This window comes from Streptomyces coffeae (assembly GCF_016741875.1).
Taxonomy (GTDB): domain Bacteria; phylum Actinomycetota; class Actinomycetes; order Streptomycetales; family Streptomycetaceae; genus Streptomyces; species Streptomyces coffeae.
On sequence record NZ_JAERRF010000051.1, the window covers coordinates 1 to 25741 of the forward strand.

16 protein-coding genes and 1 pseudogene are annotated in these 25741 nt (G+C 67.2%); 16 read left to right on the top strand and 1 reads right to left on the bottom strand.

Annotated elements, in window-relative coordinates; translation table 11 throughout:
* Positions 1 to 598: 598 nt before the first annotated feature.
* From JK363_RS39490 to JK363_RS39510, 5 genes are read left to right on the top strand one after another with little or no spacing between them, the layout of a single operon-like run.
* A complete protein-coding gene (locus tag JK363_RS39490; protein ID WP_201883140.1) occupies positions 599 to 2962 on the top strand; it encodes a ComEC/Rec2 family competence protein in 2364 nt (787 codons plus the stop codon).
* Positions 2963 to 2972: 10 nt separating this feature from the next.
* Positions 2973 to 7349, top strand: a complete 4377-nt coding sequence (locus JK363_RS39495) for a DUF6603 domain-containing protein (RefSeq protein WP_201883141.1) — start codon at positions 2973 to 2975, stop codon at positions 7347 to 7349.
* A gap of 13 nt (positions 7350 to 7362) precedes the next feature.
* Positions 7363 to 9630, top strand: a complete 2268-nt coding sequence (locus JK363_RS39500) for a hypothetical protein (protein ID WP_201883142.1) — start codon at positions 7363 to 7365, stop codon at positions 9628 to 9630.
* Complete coding sequence (locus JK363_RS44470; protein ID WP_201883143.1) at positions 9623 to 13645, top strand: discoidin domain-containing protein; 4023 nt, start codon at positions 9623 to 9625, stop codon at positions 13643 to 13645. The genes JK363_RS39500 and JK363_RS44470 overlap by 8 nt, the downstream gene beginning before the upstream one ends.
* A gap of 19 nt (positions 13646 to 13664) precedes the next feature.
* Positions 13665 to 15695, top strand: coding sequence for a discoidin domain-containing protein (locus JK363_RS39510; protein WP_201883144.1), 2031 nt, complete (start codon positions 13665 to 13667; stop codon positions 15693 to 15695).
* A 33-nt stretch (positions 15696 to 15728) separates the two neighbouring features.
* Here JK363_RS39510 and JK363_RS43475 read toward each other — a convergent pair whose 3' ends face one another.
* Positions 15729 to 15905: a hypothetical protein gene (locus JK363_RS43475; RefSeq protein ID WP_236076506.1), complete on the bottom strand. Its 177-nt coding sequence runs from the start codon at positions 15903 to 15905 to the stop codon at positions 15729 to 15731.
* Between the two features lie 148 nt (positions 15906 to 16053).
* On the opposite strand from JK363_RS43475, the pseudogene JK363_RS39520 reads away from it, so the two are divergent.
* From JK363_RS39520 to JK363_RS39565, 11 genes and pseudogenes are all read left to right on the top strand, one after another.
* Positions 16054 to 16716: pseudogene (locus tag JK363_RS39520) on the top strand (helix-turn-helix domain-containing protein); the annotation flags it as partial.
* 95 nt (positions 16717 to 16811) lie between these two features.
* Positions 16812 to 17681 carry an integrase gene (locus JK363_RS39525; RefSeq protein ID WP_236076507.1) on the top strand — a complete coding sequence of 290 codons (870 nt, stop codon included), beginning with the start codon at positions 16812 to 16814 and terminating at the stop codon, positions 17679 to 17681.
* Positions 17644 to 17844: an integrase core domain-containing protein gene (locus JK363_RS43480; protein WP_307822066.1), complete on the top strand. Its 201-nt coding sequence runs from the start codon at positions 17644 to 17646 to the stop codon at positions 17842 to 17844. The genes JK363_RS39525 and JK363_RS43480 overlap by 38 nt, the downstream gene beginning before the upstream one ends.
* 857 nt (positions 17845 to 18701) lie before the next feature.
* Positions 18702 to 18971 carry a hypothetical protein gene (locus JK363_RS39530; RefSeq protein ID WP_176183982.1) on the top strand — a complete coding sequence of 90 codons (270 nt, stop codon included), beginning with the start codon at positions 18702 to 18704 and terminating at the stop codon, positions 18969 to 18971.
* Positions 18968 to 19318, top strand: coding sequence for a hypothetical protein (locus JK363_RS39535; RefSeq protein ID WP_201883146.1), 351 nt, complete (start codon positions 18968 to 18970; stop codon positions 19316 to 19318). Before JK363_RS39530 ends, JK363_RS39535 begins: the two co-directional genes overlap by 4 nt.
* A gap of 214 nt (positions 19319 to 19532) precedes the next feature.
* Positions 19533 to 20012, top strand: coding sequence for an integrase core domain-containing protein (locus tag JK363_RS39540; protein ID WP_307822065.1), 480 nt, complete (start codon positions 19533 to 19535; stop codon positions 20010 to 20012).
* Positions 20013 to 20210: 198 nt separating this feature from the next.
* The gene (locus JK363_RS39545) at positions 20211 to 20450 is read left to right on the top strand and encodes a hypothetical protein (RefSeq protein WP_201883160.1); all 240 of its coding nucleotides are present in this window, start codon (positions 20211 to 20213) and stop codon (positions 20448 to 20450) included.
* A 234-nt stretch (positions 20451 to 20684) separates the two neighbouring features.
* The gene (locus tag JK363_RS39550; protein ID WP_201883148.1) at positions 20685 to 21395 is read left to right on the top strand and encodes a TetR/AcrR family transcriptional regulator C-terminal domain-containing protein; all 711 of its coding nucleotides are present in this window, start codon (positions 20685 to 20687) and stop codon (positions 21393 to 21395) included.
* 747 nt (positions 21396 to 22142) lie between these two features.
* Positions 22143 to 22610 (top strand): ATP-binding protein, encoded by a 468-nt coding sequence (locus JK363_RS39555; protein ID WP_201883150.1) that lies wholly within the window; start codon positions 22143 to 22145, stop codon positions 22608 to 22610.
* A 483-nt stretch (positions 22611 to 23093) separates the two neighbouring features.
* Positions 23094 to 24401 carry an aminotransferase class III-fold pyridoxal phosphate-dependent enzyme gene (locus JK363_RS39560; protein WP_201883151.1) on the top strand — a complete coding sequence of 436 codons (1308 nt, stop codon included), beginning with the start codon at positions 23094 to 23096 and terminating at the stop codon, positions 24399 to 24401.
* Positions 24389 to 25702, top strand: a complete 1314-nt coding sequence (locus tag JK363_RS39565) for an aspartate aminotransferase family protein (protein WP_201883153.1) — start codon at positions 24389 to 24391, stop codon at positions 25700 to 25702. Before JK363_RS39560 ends, JK363_RS39565 begins: the two co-directional genes overlap by 13 nt.
* The last annotated feature ends 39 nt before the right edge of the window (positions 25703 to 25741 follow it).

Genomic DNA, 25741 nt, shown 5'->3' on the forward strand with positions numbered 1-25741 from the left:
GTGGCCTCATCCACGAATACAAGCAGGTCGCATAGGGCGACACCGTTTCCGGCACCCACAGGCTCAGAACCGGGCTGGCGGAGTGCAGGGTCACGCAGAGTCCTTCGGCGATTCCCGAGCCGGGGCCTGCGGCGGCTATCGCCGGCTCGGGTCTGCTGCCTGGGAGGTAGTGCGAGTGGAAGTGCAGTCCCTCTCCTACGCAAGAGGGTGTTTTCAGAACCAGCTGACATGGATCAGGACACCGCGTCGGATATGCCATCAGAAGATGCACATTCCCGATACCTTCGAATGTGGCATGAGCGTCATTGCGCTTGGGGTTGGGTGCTGCAGCATCGCCTCCGCCGACTACTGACTCGGGAGGCGCTGCAATGGCCGACGTCCTAGTGGGCGGTCCCGCATCGCCGCCAAGGCCGGACACCGCGCTGGTTTGGCCGTCCGGGGATGTCGCTTCGCCGGGTCGGGTGAGCCGTAGACACCATTGGGACGGCCCCGCCGTGTCTCTCATTTTGATCAGCCCTGTTGACGCCTCCGCGCCGGGGCGGCCTGTGCGTCCGCGCGTACCCGGCTCGTCGGACCGGAACTCCAGGAGAGTGTTCCCATGCCTGTGGAAGTGATCTTCTTCAACGTCGGCCAGGGTGACTGCACATTCCTGCACTTCTACGATTCAGGGCCGGGAGGTGCGAGGACCAGCAAGCGGACGGTGCTCCTGGACTGCGGCACGTTCGCCGGTGGGGACGTGCCGCCCGGTAGGCCGAGCGCGCCTGCCAGTGGTGATGACAGGAAGCGCCTGCTGACGCACCTGCGCCATGAGATCGGAACCCGCTTGGCGGAGAACAGCGGCGTTCTGAACTATCTGTTGATCAGCCATCCGGACCAGGATCACTACCGGAATCTCGAAGAGCTGCTCTGTCACCTGGATCCCAAGGGGAAACCCACGGGAAAGCTCCAGTACGGGATCGAGAACGTGTGGTACTCGTGCGACCCGAGCAATTACCGTGAGGGCAACGCGAGGGGCGCCAGGGGCGCCGGCGGCACCGGGAAAGGCTTCGTCGGGAGGCTGCTGACGAGTCCAGCCGATCTTGCATGCGCCGAGCACCCGCCCCACAAGGTGGACGCGATGCCGGTGCGGATTCAGTCGCCGGTGGACCCGATGGCGCTCTTCCCGGCCCCGACATTCGGTACGCCGGCCCCTGTTCCTCCTGCGCCGGCGGAGCTGCCGAACCTCTTCTTGGTGAGTTCCCAGCCCTTTGGGCCGCTGCCCGACAAGTGGTCTGCCGCCGGCAGCAGCAGGTCCCCTGAAGCCGGTAACAAGCTCAAGCACCCCGGCGATACGGTCCCGCCGCGCAGCCTCCCGGCTGACGCCGCTCTGCGGGCGCTTCTCAAGGAGATCGGTGCCGTCAAGGACAAGATCAAGGAACTGCGGCTAACCGAGTCGAAGAACCTGGCCGGTGCCGCCCTGGACCAGCGGCTCGAGGACCTGGGGTGGTACCACTTCGGCGAACAATATCTGGACACGTTTCCCCCGACCGAGCGGGAGACGGAGATGGCGAAGGCTGCGCAGGAAGCCCGGAACGCCGGAAGGGTGCCGCCGCGCTGGCTGATCCGGTCGGCCAAGGACAGCCAGGAGGGCGCGGACAAACAGCAGACGTGGTTCCGGAAGGAGGGGCAGCGAAGGCTCGGCGAGACCTACGTCACAGCCGGTGGGGAGCCGCGGAAGGAAGAACTGAGGAGGTACATCGCCGGCCTGCCCCGGCCACAGCAGATGGGTGACGACGAGTACGAGGACTACCTGGAGAGCAAGGCGGTCGAGCACGTCACGGACGCCCACCTCAAGAGCAAGAGCGAAGTGGAACGGAACAAGGAGATCGCGGACGCCAGCGACCAGATCACGAATGGCCGCCAGAAAAGCAACGAGTTTCTCAGGAAGAACAACGCAGATCACGTCCCGCCCCGCAACCATGGGGCCAATGAGTACAACAGGACGCTGGCGGCGGGCAGCGTCCCGCTGCCCGACCCGGCCCCGGTCAGTGGCAGCGATCCCGCGGACTACAACGGGAAGGTCGCGACATACAACGCGCAGGTGCAGCGGTACAACGCCGAGGTCGCCGAGTACAACAGGACCACACTTGGCGCGAAGAAACGACCTCTGGACAGCATGTCCCTGCTCCAGTTGAACCTGGCCGGCGACGACCTGAAGCGCTTGGCCGAGGCGTGGATCATCTCAAGGTACGTCGAGGCCCTGCTGACCGAGTACCGCCAAAAGACGCGCGACGTGTGGGAGAAGACCGCCAAGACCGACTGGGCGAACGGCAGCAGCATGGTCTTCGTCCTCAAGGGGAAGCCCGGATCGGACGGAAAGCACCAGCAGGTGTGGCTGATGGCCGACGCCGTCATGGTCAACGAGGACCTGTTGCGGAACCGCTACGCCTCCGCGGCCGACGGCGGCTGGCAGGCCACCGAGGACGTCTTCGTCAAGGACGCGAAGAACCGGTGGCTGAAGGTCGGGCACCATGGCAGCGGCACGTCGACGTCGGCCGAATGGATCACATTCCTCAAACCCATCGGCATGTTCGTCAGCTCAGGACTGAAGGACTATCACATCCCCAGGGCCAGCCATTTCGAGGACAAGGTCATGGCGACGTGGGATCGGACTTCCCCGCCCGACATCGACCCTCCCGACACGCGGCCCGGCACGACCGGTGTGGGCCGTCCGCCCCACCAACACGACTACGCGTACTGGCAGGACCGGACCCCGGCGGGGACCGACTTCAAGGTCGTCTGGAAGCAGACCCGCCGTGCGCTGGGAACGAGCCTGACACCAACGGCGGCGGACAAGGCGCCGAAGCCGGCCCCGAGCAGTGCCTCGCCCAAGAGGCGCAAGCTGATGGACTTCGAAGGACAGGGCACCGACTGGCACCTGATCCTGGACGACACCGGCGGCTTCGAGCTGTGGTACCACTGAGGAGACCGTCATGACGCTGCCGGTCAGTACTCTGCGCGAAAAGCTCGTTCTTGCGAACGACATGCTGGTCATCACGCCGCAGTTCCTCCAACTCGAATCAGCGGCAGACCTGTTCACCGAGCACCTGCCCGATGGCGTGCTCCGTGTCCTGGACGCCACCGCCGACCACGACCGCCTCCAAGTCACCGGCCAGATCGCACTGCTGGATCGGCAGGCGGGCCCGGGCACGGTCAGCTTCATCGTCAGCCCCGACGGCGACGACGTGGTCGGCGTCCGCGTGGACATCCCGCTCTTGGGAGAGGACGAGCTGCCCGAGGCGCTGCTCCCGGTCTGCCGGGTCCTTGGCGAACTGAGGATCTCCACGGTGCACCTGGTCTTCGGAGTCGAACCCGCACCCACCGCAGACCTGGTCGCCCGGGTCGGGTTCGGTGTGGAACTGGACTTCCCCTCCGGCGACAGCCACCGCCCCTACCTGTGGGGCTACCTGCCGCTGAACTCTTCCCAGGCGTGGAGCTTGTCCGGCAGCTTCCTCCCGGTGCAGGTGCCCAAGATCAGTGACCTCCAGCAGTTCGCCAAGGAAACCGAGCACTCCACTTTCGCCCTGCCGCCGGCCCTGGCCACCGTCGCGGGAGCGCTTACGCTGACCGATCTCGCCGTCACCTTCGCCGCGCCGGACCAGGTCCGCACCACCGGATACGTGCAGTCCGTGTGGCTGCGCGTCGATGTCGAAGGCTCCTGGCAGATCTTTGACCAGCTCACCGTGCACGATGTGCACGCGGAGTTCGGTGCGATCCAGCCTTTCGGCATCTCCCCGCGACTGCAGGGCCTGATCGGCGGCGCGGTCGACCTGGGCGATGACATCGCCATCGGCACCGAGATCAGCTGGCACGGCAACCAGGTCCAGGTCAGCGGCACCCTGCTGCGCTCGGTCGCCGTACAGCCACTACTGGAAAGGCACTTCCCCGAGTTCCCGCTCACCACCGACCTGACGGTCAGCGAACTGTCCGTACGCGGTGAGTTCGGCGGCAGCTCGCCCGGATACGGGATCGATCTCGTCCTGGACGACGTCCTGGAGATCACCCCGGACGTCACGCTGTCACAGGTCGTGCTGTCGGTGAACAAACAGGGAACCACGACCGATGCCTCACTGGATGCGCTGTGGACCCTCGGCGAGACCCCCCTGAACGTCCGCGGCGCGTGGGCGAAGGACGACGGCTGGCTGGTTTACGCCCACGTCTCACACCTCAGGCCCTCCGAGCTTTTCGCTCTGTTCGACATCGAACCGCCGTTCCTGCTCTCCCAACTGGAGCTCCTTGACCTCGGCGTCGCCTACGACAGCGCGAACGATCGGATCGACCTGAGTGGCACCGTCGCGTTCCCGCTCGGCGATGCGCAGGCCACACTCACCCTCACCGCCGAACTCACCCGCAACGGCTCCGGCTACGACAAGCACGTCACCGGGTCCCTCAGTGTCGCCATCCCTGGGCCCGCTACCCAGGCCGCTGAAAACGGTGATCTTCCCGGGGCTGGTGAAGTCGGCCACCGCGTCCTGGAGTTCACCGTCGACTACCGGGAGGATGGTGGCGCCGCGACTGTCACCGGCATCTGGGACACCGAGCCCAGCCTCCCCCTCACCGACCTCGTGGCCGCACTCGGCATCGAGCTGCCGGAGCTCCCCGAGGTACTGCGGCCCGAATTACAGGCGCTGTCCGTCCGCTACGACACCGCGAGCAAGCTGGTCCTGCTCACCACGGCGACCGAGCGCACGGGGTGGGTGTACGCCTCGTACCCCGCCGCCGCTCCCGGCAGTGGCCGCCTGTCCGCTGCCGCGGTGGGGGCTCGCCTCAGTGCGCGCGCCTCCGACCTGCCCCTCGTCGGCGAGGCGATCCCGCCCAGTGCGGACCTCGTCCTCGGCGGCATCGCCTTCACCGTCGCCCCGGCCGGCTGGACGCCCGCCAGGGCCCAGGAGATCAATGCCGCTTCAGAACAGGTCGACCCCTCGCCCGACCGCAAGCTGCCGCGCTTCTCCACCGACCCGCAGGCCGGTCCTGGACTGGCCGTCCAGGTGGAGCTGAGCATCGGAGGCGAGCCTCAGGCCCCGCTCGTCCTGCCGATCTCGAACGGCGGCACGGCGGCCATCACAGCCTTGGAGGCCGGTACTCACGCGGTCCTGTCGCCCGCTGGCGCCGGTGCGTTGACCGCGGCCTCCGAGGGGGTGGCGCTCAGGCGCGAGCGGTCGGCGGCCTCGCGGGAGATCGACCAGGTGTTCGGCCCGGTCCGCATCCGCAAGGTCAGCCTCGGCTATCGCAACGGTCTGCTGTTCATCGCCTTCGACGCAACCTTGGCGGTGGGTCCCGTTCAGCTCGATACGATCGGCCTGGGTCTCGGCCTCGACAGTGACTTCGACGTCGAGCCGGTGCTGCAGGGCGCGGGGCTGCGCGTCGATCAGCCGCCGTTGAAGGTCACTGGCGCGCTCGTGGTGCGCGAGGACGATGCGTTCGCGATCTACATCGCGGGCATGGTCGTGGTGGAGACCGGGTTTTTCGCCCTGCAGGCTTCCGGGAGCTACGCCCGCAGCCTGGACGGCTGGTCGTCGGTCTTCCTGTTCGGCGAGATCGCCGCCGTGGGCGGGGCCGCGCTGTTCGAGGCGCCGCCGTTCACGCTCACCGCTGTCTCCGGGGGGTTCGGCGTCAACAGCACCCTGCGGCTGCCGGCGATCGCGGAGTTGGGGCAGTTCCCGCTGATCGCGCGGCTGGCCGAGCGGGCTCCCGAGGTGAGTTCGCAAGAAGCCCTGGAGCAGCTGACCGCGTGGGTGTCTCCGGCGGAGGGGCGTTTCTGGGCCGCGGTGGGCGTGGAGTTCGCGCTGTTCAAGTTCATCGCGACCCGCGCGCTGGCGGCGGTGGAGTTCGGCGACGATCTGAAGGTGATGCTGCTGGGCCGCACGTCGGTGACCTTCCCGCGCGACACCAAGCCTGGCAGGAAGGTCCACGCCCGTATCGATGTCGATCTCAGGCTCGCCTACCAGCAGTCCCTTGGGCTGCTGTCCCTGGACGTGGCGGTCGGGGATGGCTCCTTCGTCTTCGATCCGGCCTGCCGGCTCACCGGCGGCATCGCGATCTACCTGTGGACTGCGGGCGAGCACGCCGGCGACTTCGTCATCAGCGCCGGCGGCTACCACCCCAGGCTCGAGGAGAGGCTGGACACCCAGTACCCGCACTACCCGACGCCCGCGCGGCTGGGTTTCACCTGGTCGCCCGACAGCAAGATCATGGTGAAGGCCGAGGGCTACACCGCGCTCACCCCGCATGCCCTCATGTTCGGCGGGCGGCTCGCGGCGAGCTACACCTCCGGGCTGCTGTCGGCCTGGTTCACTGCCTACCTGGACGTGTTGGTCCAGTGGCGGCCGTTCTACCTGGACGCGCGCCTGGGTATCGGCATTGGCGTCGCGTTCACCATCAAGGTCTGGTTCGTCAAGGTCCGGGTGTCGATCGAGGTCGGTATCGACCTGGCGCTGTGGACGCCTCCGTTCGGCGGTCGGGTCACCGTGAAGGTGTGGTTCGTCTCCTTCAGCTTCGACATCGGTACCAGGCGCCAGGAGCTGGACGCCGCCCGCTGGCCCGAGGTCCACGAGCAGTTCCCGGCGCCGCTCAGCATCACCCCGGTGGCGGGGCTGCTCGCCGACGTCGACGCCGGCGAGCTCGCCGCCCGCCACGCCGATGGCGACCCGGTTCTGGTGGCCGCTGCCGGGCTCGTCCTCACCGTCGAGACGGTCATCCCCGCGACCGCGATCCACCTCAACCAGGACACCGACTACGCGACCGGACCGGATGGCCTGATCAGCATCCGGCCGATGCGCAAGGACCGCGCGATCACCTCCGAGTTCGCCGTCACCGTCACCAAGGCCGGCGACGCCGACTACGTCATCTCGGACGACGACTGGACCGTCGAGGTGATCGAACGCGGCGCGCCCGCCGCCTTGTGGGGCCGTCCCCTGGCCGAGCCGGACGACGCCCTCGACGATGGCCAGGAGGCCCTGCTGCCCGGGCAGTTGGCCGGGCTGCGGTTCGAGGTCAAGCCGCCCGAGACCGCGGGCGAGATCGGACCGGTCACCTCGGCCGCACTCCAGGTGACCCGCGTTGACCCGGAAGGCCGTACGCCGCTGCGCAACGGCGCCAAGCAGGGCTCCCTCCCCCTGCCGACTCCCGGCAGCATCGAGATCATCGCCGACACCGTGAACACGTCCACCACGGCACGCCGCACCGGCGCCTACCGCGCTCTGCACCGCCTCGGCGTGGCCCCGGGCGCATCCGGCACGGCCCTGCCCCGCTACGCGGAAAAGGCCCGCGACTACCTCGTTTTCTCGCCCCTGACCACGACCGCGCGCTAGCAAGGGAGCCTCCGTGGCCACCGGACCCGACCTGGACATCACGTTCTACGACTACCTGGCTCCCCGCCTGACCGCCGGCAAATACCAGGTCCACGCCAAGCAGGAGCTGAAGCAGGGCGGCGCCGACATCACCACCCCGGGCGCGCGGATCGATCCCGTCGACGCCCAGCTCGAGGTGCGGGCCGTCCAGTTCGTCCTCGACGAGTCCTCCGTGCAGGCGGTGTACCCGCCGCGTGCCTCCTCGGGCAACTACCGGACAGTCCTGCCGCACATCACCCTCACCCGGTCCATCCTGCCGTGGGAGCGCGAGGTCAGGTGGTCCTCGCGGGCCGTGCGCGCGCCATGGATGGCTCTGCTGATGTTCCAGGCCGGTGAGCTGCCCGACGACCCTGAAGGCATCGGCATCGCGACCTCCCGCACCGTCACCGAGCTCTGCGAGCCGGGCGACCCCGCCGTGCAGCTGCCGGCCATCAGCCTGAGCGGCCTGGACCCCAAGACCCGGGACTCCACCTGCCGCACCATCGACGTGCCCATCGACCTGTTCAGGGCCCTGATCCCGCGCGAGGAGGAGCTGGACTACCTCACCCACGTTCGCGACGTCTACGAGCCCCGCACCCGCGCCGACGGCGAGGTGCTCACCCCGGGCTCGTTCGCCGTCGTCACCGGCAACCGCTTCCCCCTGGACGTGATCGGCCCGCGCAGCGTCCACCTGGTCTCCCTCGAAGGCCACGACGCGCCGCTGAAGGGCGAGTTCACCGCGTGCGCCACCCACCTCCGGCTCGCCGCCCTGTGGTCCTGGTCCTTCACCCACGACCCGACCGGCCACCTCGACCCGTACAGCCTGCTGCGGCAACTGGCCGCCCCGCGTCCCGGCGAAAGCCCGGCCGATGCCGAACGCCTCGCCCTGCGCCTGGAGCCGGCCACCGACCCGGGCACCAGCTCCGACGCCGACGAGCAGTACGCCCGCGAACGGCTGCGCCTGGGCTATGTGCCACTCCCGCAACGGCTACTGTCCGGCGAACTCAGCTACGCCTGGTACCGCGGCCCCTGCACCCCCGTCACCGCCCAGGACCTGCCCGCCGGCTACGACGAGGACCAGAGGACTCAGACCACCGCCGACCATGCCCTGATCTATGACAAGGACTACGGTCTCTACGACGTCAGCTACGCCACCGCCTGGACGCTGGGGCGCACCCTCGCCCTCGCCGACCCGGACTACAGCGCCGACCTCGTCCGCGCCCGCCGTGAACTGTCCAACCAGGCCGTCGCTCTGATGGCGCTGGCCGCCGACCCCGCTCGCGCCCGCACCGCCACTCCCAGGGCCGGCCGCAGCCACGCGGACACCGAGACCGAGCTACGCCCGAACCTGGGCTGGCTGCGCACCCTCGCCGCCGACAGCCGCGACCTGCCCCGGGCCCTGGCCGCGCCGCAGTCCCGCGCCCCGATGCCCACCGAGCCGCCACCCGCCCCGCTCAGCCGCGCCGACCGGCGGCTGCTGCTCGGCACCGGCGCCCGCCAGGCGGCCCTTCGGCGCACCGCGGACTGCCGCACCGCCGGGCTGCCCGCCTGGCTGGATCGCGCCGCCGCGCTGCACGGCATCCCCTTCGGCTACCTCGTGCCCGATCCGCGCATGCTGCCGCCCGAGTCGCTGCGCCTGTTCCGCCTCGACCCCGGCTGGATCAACGCCCTGCTCAACGGGGCGCGAGGCGTCGGCCTGCACACCGGCCTCGACCAGCTGCTCGACGCCACCCTGCACGCCGCCATCGGCGCCCGCCGCACCACCGCGACACCAGCTGCAGGGCTGCTGCTGCGCTCCGCGCTCGTCCCCGCCTGGCCCGAGTTCGACCTCGTCGGCTACACGGCCGACGGCCGGCCGCTGGCCGAGCTGCGCCGCGACCACCCCGCTCCCGACGTCCTGTTCCTGCTGTTCGAGGACGTCCCCGACACGATCGTGATCCGCGAGCCCGGCGAGGGCATCCACTTCGGTACGACGCCGGAGGGGAAGATCTCGCTGCGCGCTCTCGTCCCCGACGACGGCGACCTCGGCGCACCCATCGAAGGACGGGAGGCGTTCCCTACCGACGGCACCGTCCTCACCCGCCACCTGCGGCCCAACCCTCACGGCGTACTAAACCTGCTCGAGGACGGCGGCATCGTCACAGCCCTCACCACGGCGCTGAACCACCCGCGGCGGCTGACCGCCAGCGAGTTCGCCATCGAAATGATCAACTCGCCGCTCGAGCAGAAGCTGGTGCACACCCCGGGAGGCTGCAGTGCGTGAGACCGACCTGAACACCGGCACCGACAGCGAGCTGATCGTCCCGATCCGCCTGCACACCCTCGTGGTCAACGCCACCGTGACGGCCGACCACACCTGGACTCCGGCCTTCAGGTTCATGCTGGAGCGGGCCGCCGACGCCGAGCCCCCGAACCCCACCTACGGAAGCCTGGGCACCGGCGTCCACATCCAGTGGGAGCTGCCGGAGGTCCTTGCCCGCGGCCACTACCGCTCCGCCACCGGCGAGACGACCTTCCCGCTCGTGCCGAACCGCTGGCTGGTGGTCCGTTACGCCACCAAGGCCGGGCGGCGGCAGGCCGTGGGCTGGGTCGTGCACAGCGACTACCTGCAGAACAGCGACTACGAAGGCGCCCTCGGCAACGGCACCAGCGCCTACCTCACCGACCGCGCCCCGAGCGGCGAGAGTGTGGCCGCACACACGGACATGATCGGACGCAGCCACCCGCTCCAGGACGCCGACGGCAACGACCGTCCCTGGACGGACCCAGACCCCCAGGGCAGGCGCCCGCTGTTCCTCAGCGCGGTTGGGCCCGGCCTGCCGGCCTTCGCCGCCTTCGCCTCCTACCACAAGAACGTGTTCTGCCTCCACGACACCCTGCTCGACCTCAAGCTCCCCGGTGACAGCCACGTCGCCGACAACGAGCTGAGCTACCTCGTCGTCGGCTGGTACTCGGACCCGGACGCGGACATCCTGACCAGGGCCAAGGACATCCCCGATCTGCTGCCCGAGGACGCCACCATCCAGGAGGTGCTCGCCGCACTGGAGTGGACCGCGCCATCCGCGACATCGGCGCTCCGGCACACCCGCTACTGCGGAAGTTCCCTGGGCATCGCCTGGAGCCACAACCGCCCGATGCACTCCACCCAGCCCACCAGCCCCGCCGACCTCAAACTCGCCATCGGCCACAGCACCGCCGAGGCCACCGCCGAACTGGTCCGCCGGCAGACCCGCTCCCACCTCGACGGGGAACTCATCAAGGCGCTGTTCACCGGCACCATCGAGACCTACGGCCTGCCCGAGGGCGCCGTCGAACTCGACGAGGCCACCCGCCGCGCCTGGTACGCCGGCAGCGAGGGCGGCTACCTCTGGCAGATCGTCCCGAGGCCCAGCGACGACGCCGAACCCGCCTCACCCGTCCCCGCCTGGCTGGCCGACCTCAACTGCGCCCAGGGCGAGTACGACGACCTCGCCGACCGGCTCGCCCGCACCAGGGCGCGGCTGTGGGACCTGTGGTGGCTGCGGCACCTGCCCGAAGCGCACCACGACCGACCGGACGACTTCAACGACGATGCCGACGCGCAGCTCAACCCCGAGAACGAGGGCGCCATCGCCAACACGGTCCAGGAATACCTCGACCGCATGACCCAACTGACCGTTGGCCGCGACGCCCTGCCCATGGGCGACACCCCTGAGGCCCTGCAAGACGCCATCGACACCTACGCGCGAGCCCACGGCCTCACCACCGACCTCGAACTCAAGCGCACCGCCCGCGACCCCTACTACAGCCCCGCCGACCCGGTCGTCGCCATCGCGGGCTCCGGCACCCGCCAGCCACTCGGCCGCGACCCCAAAGACCCGCTGCCGTGCCGCCTCCCCTCCGCCCTCCTCACCTCGATCACGATCGACGGCCTCCCGCCGTTCCTGCCCGACCCGGCGGCACCCAGGCCGACCCTGGCCAACCTGCCCGCGATCTGCGCAACACTCCTCGACGAGTTCGCGCTGCTGGACAAGGCAGCGTTCACCAGGATCGACGGGAGCACCGCCACCGCCCTCGAAGCCGCCCTGTCCGGTGCCGGCACCATCGAGGGCCAGGCGCCCGCATACCTCGGCGTGTGGCAGCAGCCATGGCATCCGATGTACCTGCAGTGGGAGATCCGCTACTGCCCCACCCCGTTCCGTACAGGGGCCGGGGACAACTGGACCTTCGACGGCAGCACCTACCAGTGGACCGGCCAGGGAGCGCTGGCCCACGACGGCGCGGAGAACCAGTGGCCCGCCTTCACCGGCCGCTCCTACCTCACCCCCACCAGCCCCTACGTGCTGCGCCAGCAGGTGCGCCGCTACCTGCAGACGTACTCCACCGCCGAGACCGAGGGCCTGGACACCCTGCTCGGCATCTACGCCGACCTGGACGTCGTGTCCCAGACCCTGGACGGCTTCAACGACTGGCTGCTGCGCCAGGACGGCGGCGCCAGGCTCATCCCGCCCGCCGCGCTCGCCGACGCCCAGCTGCTCGGCGACCCCCAGCGCGTGCCCTCACCCGGCCGGCCCGACGACCCGCCCAACGACGAACGCTTCCAGCCGGTACGTGCCGGCCAGTTCTACTTCCACCGGCTCCAGATCATCGACCGCTTCGGCCGCACCGCCCCATTCATGTCCAACAACGACCCCGGAACGCTGTGGCCCTACCCGGCCGCCAGCGTGCTCCCCGACCGCGGTAAGCCGCTGTACGTCCCGCAGGGTGAGGAGCGTCCGCCGAACAACCACCGCTTCATCCAACTACCACCGCGGCTCATGCAGCCGGCCCGGGTCCACCTGGCGCCGATCCGCGCAGCCGACAGCGCCGGGTACGCCGGATTGCCACCGGCCGACGATCCCGCGGCGACCCCGGTCGTCGGCTGGCTGATGCTCAACTACCTCGACCAGACCCTGCTCGTCTACGCGCCCGACGGCTCCCCGCTCGGCGAACTGCGCGTGGTCGGCGACCGTGCCCGCGTCGCCTGGACGATGCTGCCGCACGCACCGTACGCCCGCCCCGAGGACTTCGCCGGCGCCTACCCGGAGTTGTCCACGATGGTCGTTGCCCTGCGCACCAGCGGCCCGGCCTCGTTCGACGCCCTGCTGACCACCATCAACGACAGCCTGGAGAGCATCACCGATCCCAGCGCGCAGGCCGACCGCAGCCCGGCTCGCCTGATCGGGCGGCCCCTCGCCCTGATCCGCGCCGAACTCGCCATCCAGCTCCAGGGCCCGCCGCTGACCAACCCCAGCTGGCAGCAGATCCTTGACCCCAACGACGAGGACTACCCCGACTACCGCTGGCCGGTGCGGCTTGGCAAACCCGACCTGCTCGAAGACGGGCTCATCGGCTACTACGCGAGCGATACCGGACCGGGCGGCGACACGCACTACGGCGTCCTCAACACCGTCGAGAAGAACCCGCCGCACGACCCCTACCTGAACCCGATCATCACCGGCACCGACCTCGCCCTGCGGGCCACGCCCAACGGCGAGTCGCAGGTACACCGCCTCACCCTGCTCGCCGACCCACACACGGCGATCCACGCCACCACCGACATCCTCCCCGTGGCCGACCTCGCGCTCGACACCGACCTCGTCCAGCAGGCACTGGCCAGGATCGAGGCGTCCTTCCGACTCGACCCCCTGCTCGCCCCCACCAGCGCCGGCCACCAGAGCGCCACCGCCTCCGACGCCCTCGGCGAGTCCCCCGGGCACGGCCTCGCCCACCTCCTCGACGGCGACCTCGGGACCTGGTACCTCAGCGGGGCGTCCGCCACCCGCGGCGACTGGATCGTCCTGGACTTCGAAGAGGTACACGACGTCCACCGGATCGACCTCTACCCGGGCGACGCACTGGGCGAGAACCAACTACCCGCCTGTGAAGTGGAATTCCTCGACGAAGACGGCCAGGAATGGACCGTCCTCGACAGCTTCCCGGCCGGCACCGAGATCCACTACATCCCGCCCGCACCGGTGCCCACCAGGCAGCTGCGCCTGCGGTTCACCGCCGATGCCACAGCCCCCGTGGCCATCCGCACCTTCAGCGCCACCACCGACGCCGGCGACAACGGGCTCGTCATGCCCCGGCCTGCCGCCTGGTTCGGCGACTGGTCCTGGGCCGAGCCCTACGACACCGCCGACGGCACCGGCTGGGCACGCCTGCCGATCCTGCCCGCCGACCGCTCCGCCCACCTCGACGACGCCGTACCGACCGCCCGCGCCGGCTACCTCCAGCTGCGCCCGCGCCGCGACTGACTCGCAAGGAGCACCAGCCATGGCCACCGCCACCGAACCACCCCTGCTGACCTACGCGTTGGAGCCGAAGCTCCTCCCGGTGAGCACACCGATCAAACCCAGCCCGGGCAAGCTGGAGATCGCCGCGACCGCCGCCGGCGATGTGTACTGCGACAGCATCACCATCAGAATCCCGATCGGACCTGGCGAAGAGGACCTGACGACCGACAAGACGATCACGGCCAGGCTTGAAAGCGACAACCCCGGCGTGCCCGACGCCTGGCCGGTCGAACAGCGGCTGGAGGCTGGAGACACCATCCTGGCCGTCCGCTTCCAGCCGAACCTCACCGTCCGGATCCTCGCCGGAACGCGACTCACCCTGCACATCGCCGACTTCGACGTCAACGAGGAGATCGGCACAGCGCAGATCACAATCACCGAACTGACATCACCGACATCAACGGGCCCCTACCCCGAGCGGACGACCTCACGTGAGGTGAACAAGGGACCCGCCGGCTTCTACCTCCGCAACCTCGCCCCCGACCACATCGCGGTGGAGAACGGCGAAGCCGTGGTGCTCACCTGGGAGACCTCAGGCGGAACCACCTACCGCATGTACTGGGACCACCTGTCCGAAGCCCTCAGCATCGGTGACACCGCCTGGCGCTCCCCCGCACTCACCCGCACCACCGGCTTCATGCTGCAAGCCTCCGCCGAGACCCGCAGCGGCCGCTCCCTCATCTTGCAAACCCTCACCACCGCCGTCACCGTGACCAACCAGGACCTCGCCGCCCGCGACCTCGCCGTCAACGGCACCCTCGACATCGGGAACGGGCCAGGTACCGCCACCACCAACCTCGGCTTCAGCACCGACGAGCACGGCGTAAAGCACCTCCCCTCCTCCATGACCGACGGCAACCGCAACACGTACTACTGGAGCGCGCTCCACCCCAAGGTGGACGACTGGGTCATGGTCGACCTCGGCAGCGAACGCCAGATCACCAAGATCGAAATCTACTTCGGCGCAACCACCGGCTTCACTCTCCCGAGCTGCGACCTGCAGCACTCCACCGACCGCACCCAATGGCACAAGCACACCACCATCCCAGCGGGTCGACCGGAATACACCAGCGGCACCATCGCGCAGACCGCCCGCTATGTGCGCCTGAAAATGAACGCCGCGCAGACATACCGCATCGCCATCCGCTCCTTCGAGATCACCACCGTCCTACGCGGCGCCACCATCACCCCCACCAGCACCGTCATCCACGGCAACCTCGTCGTCAAGGGCACGATCCTGGCGGAGAACGACGTCACTGTCGACAAAGATCACGTGCTCAATGTCAACTGGATCAACTCGGCCGGCGGCGACACGAAGCCCATCACTATCCGAGACGACGTCACCGTCACTGCGACCAAAACCCTCAGAACCAACCTCATCAGAGCAGCGAACAACACCAACCCCATCAAGATCCAAGACCAACTCACCGTCGAGGGCACGCTCACCGCCAACAATGCGCTCACCGTCCAGGGCACGCTCACCGCAAACAATGCGCTCACCGTCAAGGGCACACTCACTACCAGCGGTGCACTCACCGCCAACGGCGCCATCCAGGCGAACGGCAATCTCACCGTTGCATCTGGGAAAACCCTCGCTGTACAGGGGGAGCTGTCCGCGACCGGACCGACCAAATTGTTTGGGAACTTCTACCGAAAGTACTGGAGTCAGCAGAGCACGAAACCGAAACAAGCAACGCCATGGACGGCAAAGGCTCCCACCGACGGCATCTTATTCGGTGCAATCGAAATCTTCGACCGGACGGGATCCAACGACAACATCGGGGCAAAGGGACGGCTTGTCATCAGGGTGGGCAGCAGCGATTTCTGGGCCACTGCTCCCATCCTGCGCCAAACCGGCGCAGGTGCTGGAATCTACACATTGACTGTGGCCGTCGGGAAGGGCGACGACATCAGCTGCTACCTCTGGCTCGATAACTTCTCAGTCGTCTGGGAAAAGTTCGCTATCGAACTCACATGGTGCCCCTTGGGGGAGAACAGGACCATCTTCTAGCGGTGCCCTTGCCGAGAATGTCATCCATGCGGGTCACGCAGCATGTCGGTATTCGTGAAGGATCCCGCCGAGTCGATCGCGTCGTCGTATGTCGAGACGGCTGATCTGCTCAGGATCGTCGATCGGCGTGGGTAAGGCGTGCAGCGGTCTGGCGTTCGCGATGCCCTGGTGCGGCCGGTGTGCGTTGTAGAACTGCTCGAACTCGCGCAAGATGTGAAGCAGGTGCCGATGGTTCCAAATCAGGGTGCGGTCCAGGAGTTCCCGTCGGCAGGTCTGTACCCTGCGCCGTTCAGAAATGCGTCGCTGCAGGTCGTAGGCGGTCTGGTGGGATCTGAGGGCTCGTTGGGACCATGAGCAGGTGATCGTCTCACTGGTGTATCAGGTCACACGGAAGCTTCTGTCGGTCCCAGCGGTGCTGCTGCGTCGGCGGATGGCCAGAGATGCTGAGTTGCTCGTGCTCCGGCATGAGAACGCGGTGCTGCGTAGACAACTTTCGAGTCCGGTGCGGTATGAGTGGGCGGATCGTTTGTGGTTTGCGGCATTGTCTTCGCTGATACCTCGGTGTCGCTGGGCGCAGGTGTTCCCCGTGGCACCGGGGACCTTGCTCGGCTGGCATCGGCGTCTTGTTGGACGCAGGTGGGACTACAGCGCGTGCCGAAGCAGGCCGGGTCGGCCAGCGACAGGGGAAGCCGTGAAGGAGTTGGTGCTGCGGCTGGCGCGGGAGAACCCGCGCTGGGGCTGCCGCAGGATCCAGGGGGAGCTCGCCCGGCTGGGCCACAGTATCGGCGCCTCCACGGTCTGGAAAATCTTGACCGCCGCCGGTGTCGACCCGGCTCCCCGCCGCGCCGGGCCGACATGGCGCGAGTTTCTGACATCCCAGGCCGAAGCCATCATCGCCTGCGACTTCCTGCACATCGACCTGGTGGATCTTCGCCGGGTCTACGCTCTGGTCTTCCTCGAGCACGGTACACGCCGCCTCCACATCGCCGGCGTAACCGCGCATCCGACCGCACAGTGGACGTGTGGGTGCCGGGAATTATGTCACCTGGGCTGACCTGCTGGTTCGGATCTGTAGACCTCAGGAAGAGACTGCCGTTCTGAGGCAGCATGCCGGCCGTGGTGATACGGCTGATCTACCTGCTCGCCTGCCAAGCCTTCCGATGGCTTGCCCTGCTCGCCCGTTCGGATGCCTCGAAGGACGCAGAGATCTTGATGCTTCGGCATCAACTGACGATCGCACGCCGTGCCCAGCCACGGCCGCGCTTCTCCTGGAGTGACAGGGCCGTCATGGCGGCACTGCTCCGGCTCGTCAGCAAGCAGCGGCGTTCGCAACTGGCCTTGTTGGTCTCTCCGCGGTCGGTCCTGCGCTGGCACGCACGGCTCATCGCCTGGAAATGGACCTACCCCTCCCGTCGTCCGGGCCGACCACCGAAACCAGAGGCCCTGCGCCAACTGATCCTGCGTCTGGCGCGGGAGAACCCGGGATGGGGATACCGCCGCATCCACGGTGAGCTCCTCGGCCTTGGACGTGACGTCGCGGCCTCAACCGTCTGGTCCATTCTGAAGCAAGCAGGGATCGACCCATCGCCGCAGCGTGTGGACTGCTCCTGGGCCGCTTTCCTCAAGGCCCAGGCTTCCGCAATCGTAGCCACCGACCTGTTCCACATCGATACGGTCTTCCTGCGGCGCTGGTTCGTACTGTTCTTCATCAACCACGGCACCCGGCGAGTGCACATCGCCGGCATAACCCGACACCCGACCGACCCCTGGATCACCCAGCAAGCCCGCAACTACCTCATGGACCTCGGCGACCACGCCGAGTCGATCAAGTTCCTCATCCGGGATCGCGGCGCATACTTCACCGACAATTTCGACGCCGTGTTCCAGGCCATCGGCGTGCACACGCTGGATCCGATCATGTCGACGCGAGGCAACCGACCGCATCCTGATCACGGGAGAGCGCCACCTACGCCTCGTCGTCAGTGAGTACACAGATCACTACAACCAACACCGGCCACACCGATCCCTCGGACAACGGGCGCCAGACCTACTCACCGAGCCCGAACCACCCACCGCTACCGACAACACTCGAGTCCTTCGTCGCGATCGACTCGGCGGCCTCATCCACGAATACACGCAGGTCGCATAGGATGACACCGTTTCCGGCACCCACAGGGTGGGATTTCCGGCAAGCGTAGCGTCCTGACGCCGCCGCCCCCTCATTAAGACGCTTGGCACACTATTTCTGCTCCCCTGAAGCCCCTCCCGGATGTCTCGCTACAGCGCTACAGAGCCGACTACGGCGCTCACGCCCTGGGAGTGCCCCGTCTGCCGCCCGGAAGCCAAGGGGCTTTGCCCCGCCTTGATGTGGCAAGCATCTGGCGACCGGAGAGCCCACACGGCGACGACCTGCGGCTACGACCGCCCAATGCCGCCAACGCGACCAAACCTCCCCCGTCGCATGGGGAGCAGGGAGCCGTGCTCCCACCTCGGAAGGGGGTCGGGAGCCGTCAAGGGGTTCTTATGCCTCTCGATGGCGAGAGCATCCATACCAGCTGGGTGACCTTGGCGGTCTACGGTTGACGACAGCACACAGCGGCGCAAACCCGCGCGACAGATCGACCGGATCGGGTGACGCACAAACCGGACGGGATTGACCCGTCTGCGAGTTGGGAGCACGAGGGCTCCCAGAGGGCTCCCCATCGCTCCCAGTCCGGGAACGACAAAGGCCGCTTCCGCTACCTGCGGAAACGGCCTCCGACCTGCAAAAACGCTGGTCGGGACGACAGGATTTGAACCTGCGACCCCTTGACCCCCAGCGGTGTGGCAACTCTCCGCGACGAGCCGTATCACTCTGTAGCAGCGTGCCTCGGGGTCGTACACCGCCGTACGGAGCAAGAGGACACCGCTCCCAGCCCCCTCCCGAGCAGGCCCATCCTGCTACCACACTCCTATATTCTGGCCCCTGTCGATTCCGGTGCCCGAAAGCGCCAAGGAGGATGAGCCGTGAGGCCGGCCACCACCGCAAAGCTCCGCGCCAACGCCACGACCATCCGCCAACTCGGACGCCGCCATGGCCTACACTCCTTCGCCCTGAGCACCGAGCCCGGGGAACTCGTAGCCACACTGGACGCCGACCGCTCCTACTTCGACATCACCAGCTTCGAAACAGACCTCTCCAGCATCCTCGGCGCCCTCGTAGAAGTCGTCCCACGCGGCCCCGGAGTCGAAGTCGAAGAAACCGAACCCCTGAACGACCTGCGCGGGGCGGCGTGACCAACACACGCACTGACCGGGAAAACCGGGAGCTGCTACGCCTGACCGATGCAACGGCAGCACTCGACCAAGCCCGCTCAATCCTCCGCGACGGAACACCCAAGCCAGGAAACGAGCGCCTCCTCGCACTGGCCTACTGCATGCTCACCTTCGGCGAAATGCTCAAACAGGCATCTCACGGCACCGTGGCACAGGCATACAGCGGCCCAATCGCACTGCGCGACAAACTCGCTCACGTACCACACCGCAAGCTCAACGCCGAAGTACTCGCCACCTCCGTCGAACGAGCCGCAAGCGAGATCCTTCCACTGCTACAAGCCCGCATCCAGGACCTGAGCAACACCTGAAGGGTGTCATTGCTGCGGCATAGCGGCTGACCTGGGGCTTTGCGATGGCCCGAATGGGGGCATGATCAGTGATCGTGGGCTTGCGACTGTGCCCTTGCCAGAAACCTCATCCGCCCTGGTAGGGGCTGGTGCATCGGGTTTCCCGAAATCTGGCCGCGGTCGTCTGAGCCGGCGCTCTCGCGCAGCTGCCGTCAGCACGTCATGATGATCGATCGTGCTGCTGCGACTGGCTTACCTGGGTGTGTCGAACGCGTTCGCGATGCTTCGCCTGCTGCCGATGACAGACCGGGACAAGGACGCCGAGATCCTCTCACTCGCGACAGGGACGGCAAGTTCACCACCGCATTCGACGCCGTCTTCGCCGGCAACGGCACAGCCGTCATCCCAACTCCGATCCAACGCGTTCGCCGAACGATGGATACGCACAACCCGCAACGAATGCACCGACCGCCCCCTCATCACCGGCGAACGACACCAGCGCACGGTCTTCAACCAGCACGCCGAGCACTACAACGCCGGACGAGCCCACCACAGTCACGACCTACGAGCCCCAGACGACGACCCGAACGTCATCCCCCTGCCCGCCGCCACGATCAGGCGCCGCGAGATACTTGGCCGACCACTCAACGAGTACCACACCCTGCCACCCCGACTGCCTCACCATCCGCAGAAAACGCCCAGCTCAGCAGCCTGATCGGAATATTGACACCCTTCAGGAGGTATGGCCTGGCGCCGGAATCTGTGGGACACCTGGTTGCGGCGGGAATGCCGAGCAGTTGCGCGGCGGCCCCGTGGATGAGTGCTCCCGCTTCCTCGACGAGGGACAGACTGCGCCCGATCTCCTCGAAGTCCGCTCCCGCCTCGCGCCGTACCGGCCGCGGCCAAGGCACCGGTGTGCAGTGTCACCACCAAATGGGGCCTGCTACGGCACCTGGTGTGCACGCTGCACGGCCTGCTGGTCGCCTTTGCATTGACCGGCGCCAAGGCCGGCGAGCGCGACAAGAACGAACACCCTCCCCGCGGTGAGCGGGTCTGCCCGCCGTGCCACGACGAGGTCCTTCAGCCTGGGGCCGATCAGCGGCCCGAATGCCAGCTGCCGTACACCGACCCGGCAATGCAGAATTCGGGGTGAAACAACGGAAAATGCGACCTCCGAGAGAAAGAAGCACCCAACATTTCCCCGCCCGCACCGAAGGTGCGGCGGTTCGGCGCAGACACTCGACGCCATCGGCATCAAGCCGAGGGCGTCGACGCTGCCGGGGCCACTAAGGCTTCTGCGGCGATGGGTCCCCTGGGAGCTCTGACTCGCAGAAAGGGATAACGTAGTCTCCATCTGAACCTTTCATGGCCGAGGGGGATCTACCCAATGGGCGAGAACAGAAGCCGCCGAGCCCGCGCAGACCGTTCGGGTCCAGGGCTGTCGCGTGCCGACGTAGTGGAGGCGGCCCTACGCTTCGTCGATGTACACGGCCTCGAGGCACTGAGCATGCGAACGCTCGCCAAAGAAATGGGTGTCTACCCCAATGCCCTGCACTGGCACGTCGGCACCAAGTCCGAACTGGTTGCGGCTGTCGCAGCGCGGGTCCTCGAGGACATCGTGTTGCCTCCGCAGCGCGACATGCCTTGGGATGCATGGGTCGCGGAGGTCGCTCGGTTGTGCCGGCGAGCCATGCACCAGCACCCAAACCTGTCACCGGTTATTGGATCCCAGCTGGGCGTGACCGCTTCGTCCCTGCCCTTTGTGGAACGCATGGTGGACGTTCTGGAGCGGGCTGGATTCTCCGCAGAAGACCTGATCCATGCTTACAACACAGTGACCGGATTTATTTTGGGATGGGTCACCCTGGAACTTTCCAGCGGTCCGGCGACCGAAGACGAAGATTGGAAAAAGGGATTCGCGAAGCAATTGCGCTCCGTTAATCCGAACGTCTACCCGGCGCTCACTCGCAACATGAAGCTCCTTGAGAACAATGCATTCATGACCCGCTGGGACTCTGGTTGCGAACGCCCAATGGACCTCAGCTTCGAGGCCGCTCTAGAAGTCCAGATTCTCGGACTGCGCGCGAAGCTTACCTGAGCCGAGCAGCCTTCCCGCCTCATAGGGGAACGAGGTAAACGGGGATCGTCCTGGATAACTTGAGGCAGATCGGCGGGCTGTTGTTGTGGCCGCAAGTACTCCCAGGGCGGCAGACACAGAATTCTCCTGGTGGGCTTGAGTGCCGTGCCCCAGAGATCGAAGTCCACCAGCTACCGCCGATCCCCGCTCCGGACCGGGCCGGGCCGGGCAGTCGGCTCCACCGGGGACGGACTCGCCGCCGAAGACCTTCAAAATATGCCGTCGGCGGTGAGGCAGTCACTGCCGGCATGACCGGGGACGTGCGGCTTCCGAGGCACGCTGAGCCGTGCTCCAGGGTGCAGCACGGTCGCGGCAGACGCTGCGTTGGGCCTCGGCCTCAGTGGCATTCGCAGGGGCCGTGGCATATGCGGCTCCTCCGAAGGTTCTTTCGTCCAGCACTGCTGGACAAGGTTTCGCACCGGTGGCGCTGGGTGCGATTGTGCGTACGCAGCGAATTACTGGTTTAAGAACAATTGACATTGAGCGATGGACAATGAATCCTGGTCAGTGCACAAGAGCAGAGAGCCGGCGGTAGTGGACCCACTACTTCATTGAGTTGGGCTCCAACCGCCCGGACATGCCGGGCCGCACCCCGCGTGGCTACGCCCCTCAATCGGGCCCGCTCAGCCCGCTTCCGGTCCGGGAGCACATGCCCGCAGCGTGAAACAGCGTGGGCGCACCGTGGCACTACGCGGCGGAGATTTTGAAATGACTATGACCATGGTCCATCAGGTGTTGGCGCCGTCGAGCGTGGACGTTCCCGTCGACGACCCGGCCATCGGACGCACGCGGCACCATGTGAGGGAGCTGTTGTGCGGTTGGGGCGTGGCGGAATCGGCCATTGACGATGCCGTACTCGTCCTGTCGGAGCTGCTCACTAATGCCTGCCATTACGGGAGGCCACTGGTCGGCACCTCCCAGGGGCCTGATCACGTGCGGGTCTCCTGGCGGATCGACCGTTACGGTCGACTGACGATCGCGGTGACGGACGGAGGCGGTGACGGCCGCCCGAGGGCTGCTGAGCCCTCCTCCACCGCGCACAGCGGCCGGGGGCTGCACATCGTCGATGCACTCTCCGAAAGCTGGGGAGTCGACGATGCCCCCGACGGGCAAGTCACGGTCTGGGCCTCCATGGACCTTGGTGTCCATGGAGCGGGGTTCGCAGCAAACACGTGACCGAGCGGGCTGACCGCGCCCCGGGATCATCGAGTGATCACACGCTCGCACCTGGGTGCCCCCATGACGGCTGGGGTGCCTGTCGCCACATTTCGTAATCCTGTCGCCACACCTCGTAATCACGGTGCGCAGTTGCCCGCTCGGGGCGATGTCGGCACCTCGGCCCCCCGGTGGCCTGACTTGCCTCCCGCTACGGGCCTGGCGCCGGAGAGCGGGGCAGATGCCCGGTGGGCTTGGGCTCCGCAGCGCCGGGCCACCAGTAATCGGGTTCGACCTGCTGGCCGTGGGGCCGCTGACGTCGCCAACGCGGTTTTGGATACGGAGTGAGCACACCCCTTGCGCTCTTGGGCACTGAACAGGTAAACCGTGTCCACCGCACAAGAGCGCGCCTGTCAGGCCGCCGTCACTTTCGATCGAGGAGTCCAGGTGCCTCTCGCCTCAGGCCTTCCACCCGCCTGCATGCAGCCGGGTGGCGACAGCCGGTTGATCAAGTTCATCTTCGATGAGGACTTGCCTGTCATCTCTCACGGTCACGGTGTGTTCGTGTACGACACGAACGGCAGGGCTTACCTCGACGCATGCTCCGGCGCAGCAGCCGTGAACCTCGGGCATGGCGATCCGCAGGTCCTGAAGGCCATGAGTGACCAGGCCGAGCGGATCACCTTCGCGAACCGGGGCGCCTTCCACAATGAGCCGTCCGAGCGCCTGGCCGACCGGCTGAGTGCCCTGACGGGCTACCCGTACGTCTTCCTCTGCAACAGCGGGTCCGAGGCGGTCGAAACGGCGCTCCGGCTGACCCTGCAGTACTGGCAGGAGTGCGGCCAGCCGCAGCGGTCACACTTCCTCTCCCATGCCGTCAGCTACCACGGTGCGACGCTCGGCGGCCTGTCGTTGTCCGGGCATCCGCAGCGGCGCCGGGTGGCAAAGGCCCTGCTGCATGGTTTCAACGAACTCATCCCGCCCTACGCCTATCGGTTCGCCCAAGGCCGCGATGACGTGGCGTTCAGCTCCTCTCTCCTGGACGATGCCTCCCGAACGCTGGACGCCTACGGCGCGGGCGCGGCCGGCGTCGTGGTCGAGCCCGTCGGCGGCGCTGCCGGTGGGGCAATCACTCCGCCTGACGGCTACCTTCCCGGGCTTGCAGCGCTTTGCCGCGAGCGGGATGTGCCGCTCATCGCGGATGAGATCATGTGCGGCATCGGCCGCACCGGCACGATGCTCGCCAGCGAGCACTGGAGCATTCGCCCGGATATGGTCGTAGTCGGCAAAGGACTGGGCGCCGGATACGCGCCAGTTTCGGCGGTGCTCATCAGCCGCAACATCATCGACACGATCGCGGCGGGCACAGCGTCGGTGACTGGCGGGCACACCTATGGCTGTAACCCGCTGGGCAGCGCTGTTGCGCTTGCCGCCCTGGACGCCATCGAATCCCGCGGCCTGGTGGACGCAGCCGCGGAACGCGGCAGTCAGCTCCGAGCGGGGCTGGAGGACCTCCGCCAACGCCACGACGTCATCGGCGAGGTCCGCGGTCTCGGCCTTCTCCAGGGGCTGGAACTGGTCAGTGACCGAGAGACCAGGAACCCAGGCGATCCGATCGGCTCTCTCACCCACACACTCATTGCATCCGCCCGTGACCAGGGACTACTGCTCTATCCAGTGACCGGCGGCATCAACGACGCAGTGCTGGTCGCTCCACCGCTGGTCACCAGCGCGGAAGAGATCGATCTACTCCTCAGGCGATTGGACGCCGCTCTTACTGCCATGAGGAGGACCAGCCGATGCAGGACATGACAAACCCGCCCTCTGGTCGCTTGAGCCGGCTCACCAAGACCCTCGAGGAGCTGGTCGCCGAATACCGCGACCACACGCCACGATCAGCGGCTGTCTTCCAACACGCGAGCACGGTCATGCCCGGGGGAGAAACACGCTCCGTCACCTACTACCCGCCCTATCCGATCGTCCTCTCCGAAGGCCACGGAGCGCATCTCCTCGACGTGGACGGCACGGAGTATCTGGACCTGGTCAACAACTACACGTCACTGATCCACGGCAACGCTTATCGGCCGGCGGTGCAAGCGGCGACTGCCATGCTCACACAGGGAGCCGTCTTCGCCAGCCCGCACGAGCGGCAACTCGACCTCGCCGAACTGCTCACTGCTCGTCTCCCCGCCGTAGAGCAGGTACGGTTCACCAACTCCGGAACTGAAGCCTCGCTGCTCGCCGCCCGGCTTGCGCAGCGTGCCACCGGGCGCACCACGATCCTGTTGTTCGACGGCGCCTACCATGGCAGCACAGCTCCACTGCTGGCCGACGACCCCAACGTCGTCACCGTGCCGTACAACGACCTCGAGGCCACCGGCCAGGCGCTTACCCAAAGGAACATCGCAGCGGTGTTCGCTGAGCCGTTCCTCGGAGCCGGTGGCGTCATCCCGGGGACACCCGAGTTTCTGCAGGGCATCGCCGACCAGGCGCGCGAATTCGGAGCGCTCTTCGTCCTGGACGAGGTCCAGTCACTGCGCAACAGCTTCAGCGGCGAGCAGGGCCTCCTAGACCTACGCCCCGACATCACGGTCTTGGGCAAAGTCATCGGAGGCGGCATGCCAATCGGTGCAATCGGTGGCCGCGAAGACCTGATGAGCCTCACCGCAGCCACCACCAAGGGGCACATCGCCCACTCCGGCACATTCAACGGCCACCTCACCGCCGCAGCTGCCGGAGCGGTCACCCTTCGACACCTCGATGAGGCGACGATCGCCGGCCTCAATCTGAAGGCGGCGCGTCTCGCGGACGACATCCGCCGCGTCGCCGCCCATGCGGGAATCGACGTCCAGGCGACCCGCGCCGGATCCATCCTCAATGTGCACTTCACTGCCACCGCGCCCGTCAATGCCGAGCAGGCACGTGCCGTATCCAGCCCGCTGCTCGGCGCCTTGCACCTGGCACTCCTGCGCGAAGGGATCTACACCACTCCGCGAGGAATGATCAACCTCTCGACCGCCCTTGACGCCGATGACCTTTCCCGAGTCACGGCCGCATACAGCCGAGCCTTCCAACGGCTTGCTGACCCGGAGACCCAGACTCCTCATCAGTGATCTCCAAGCGCTCACCCAACCGCTCAATGCCCGGAGCAT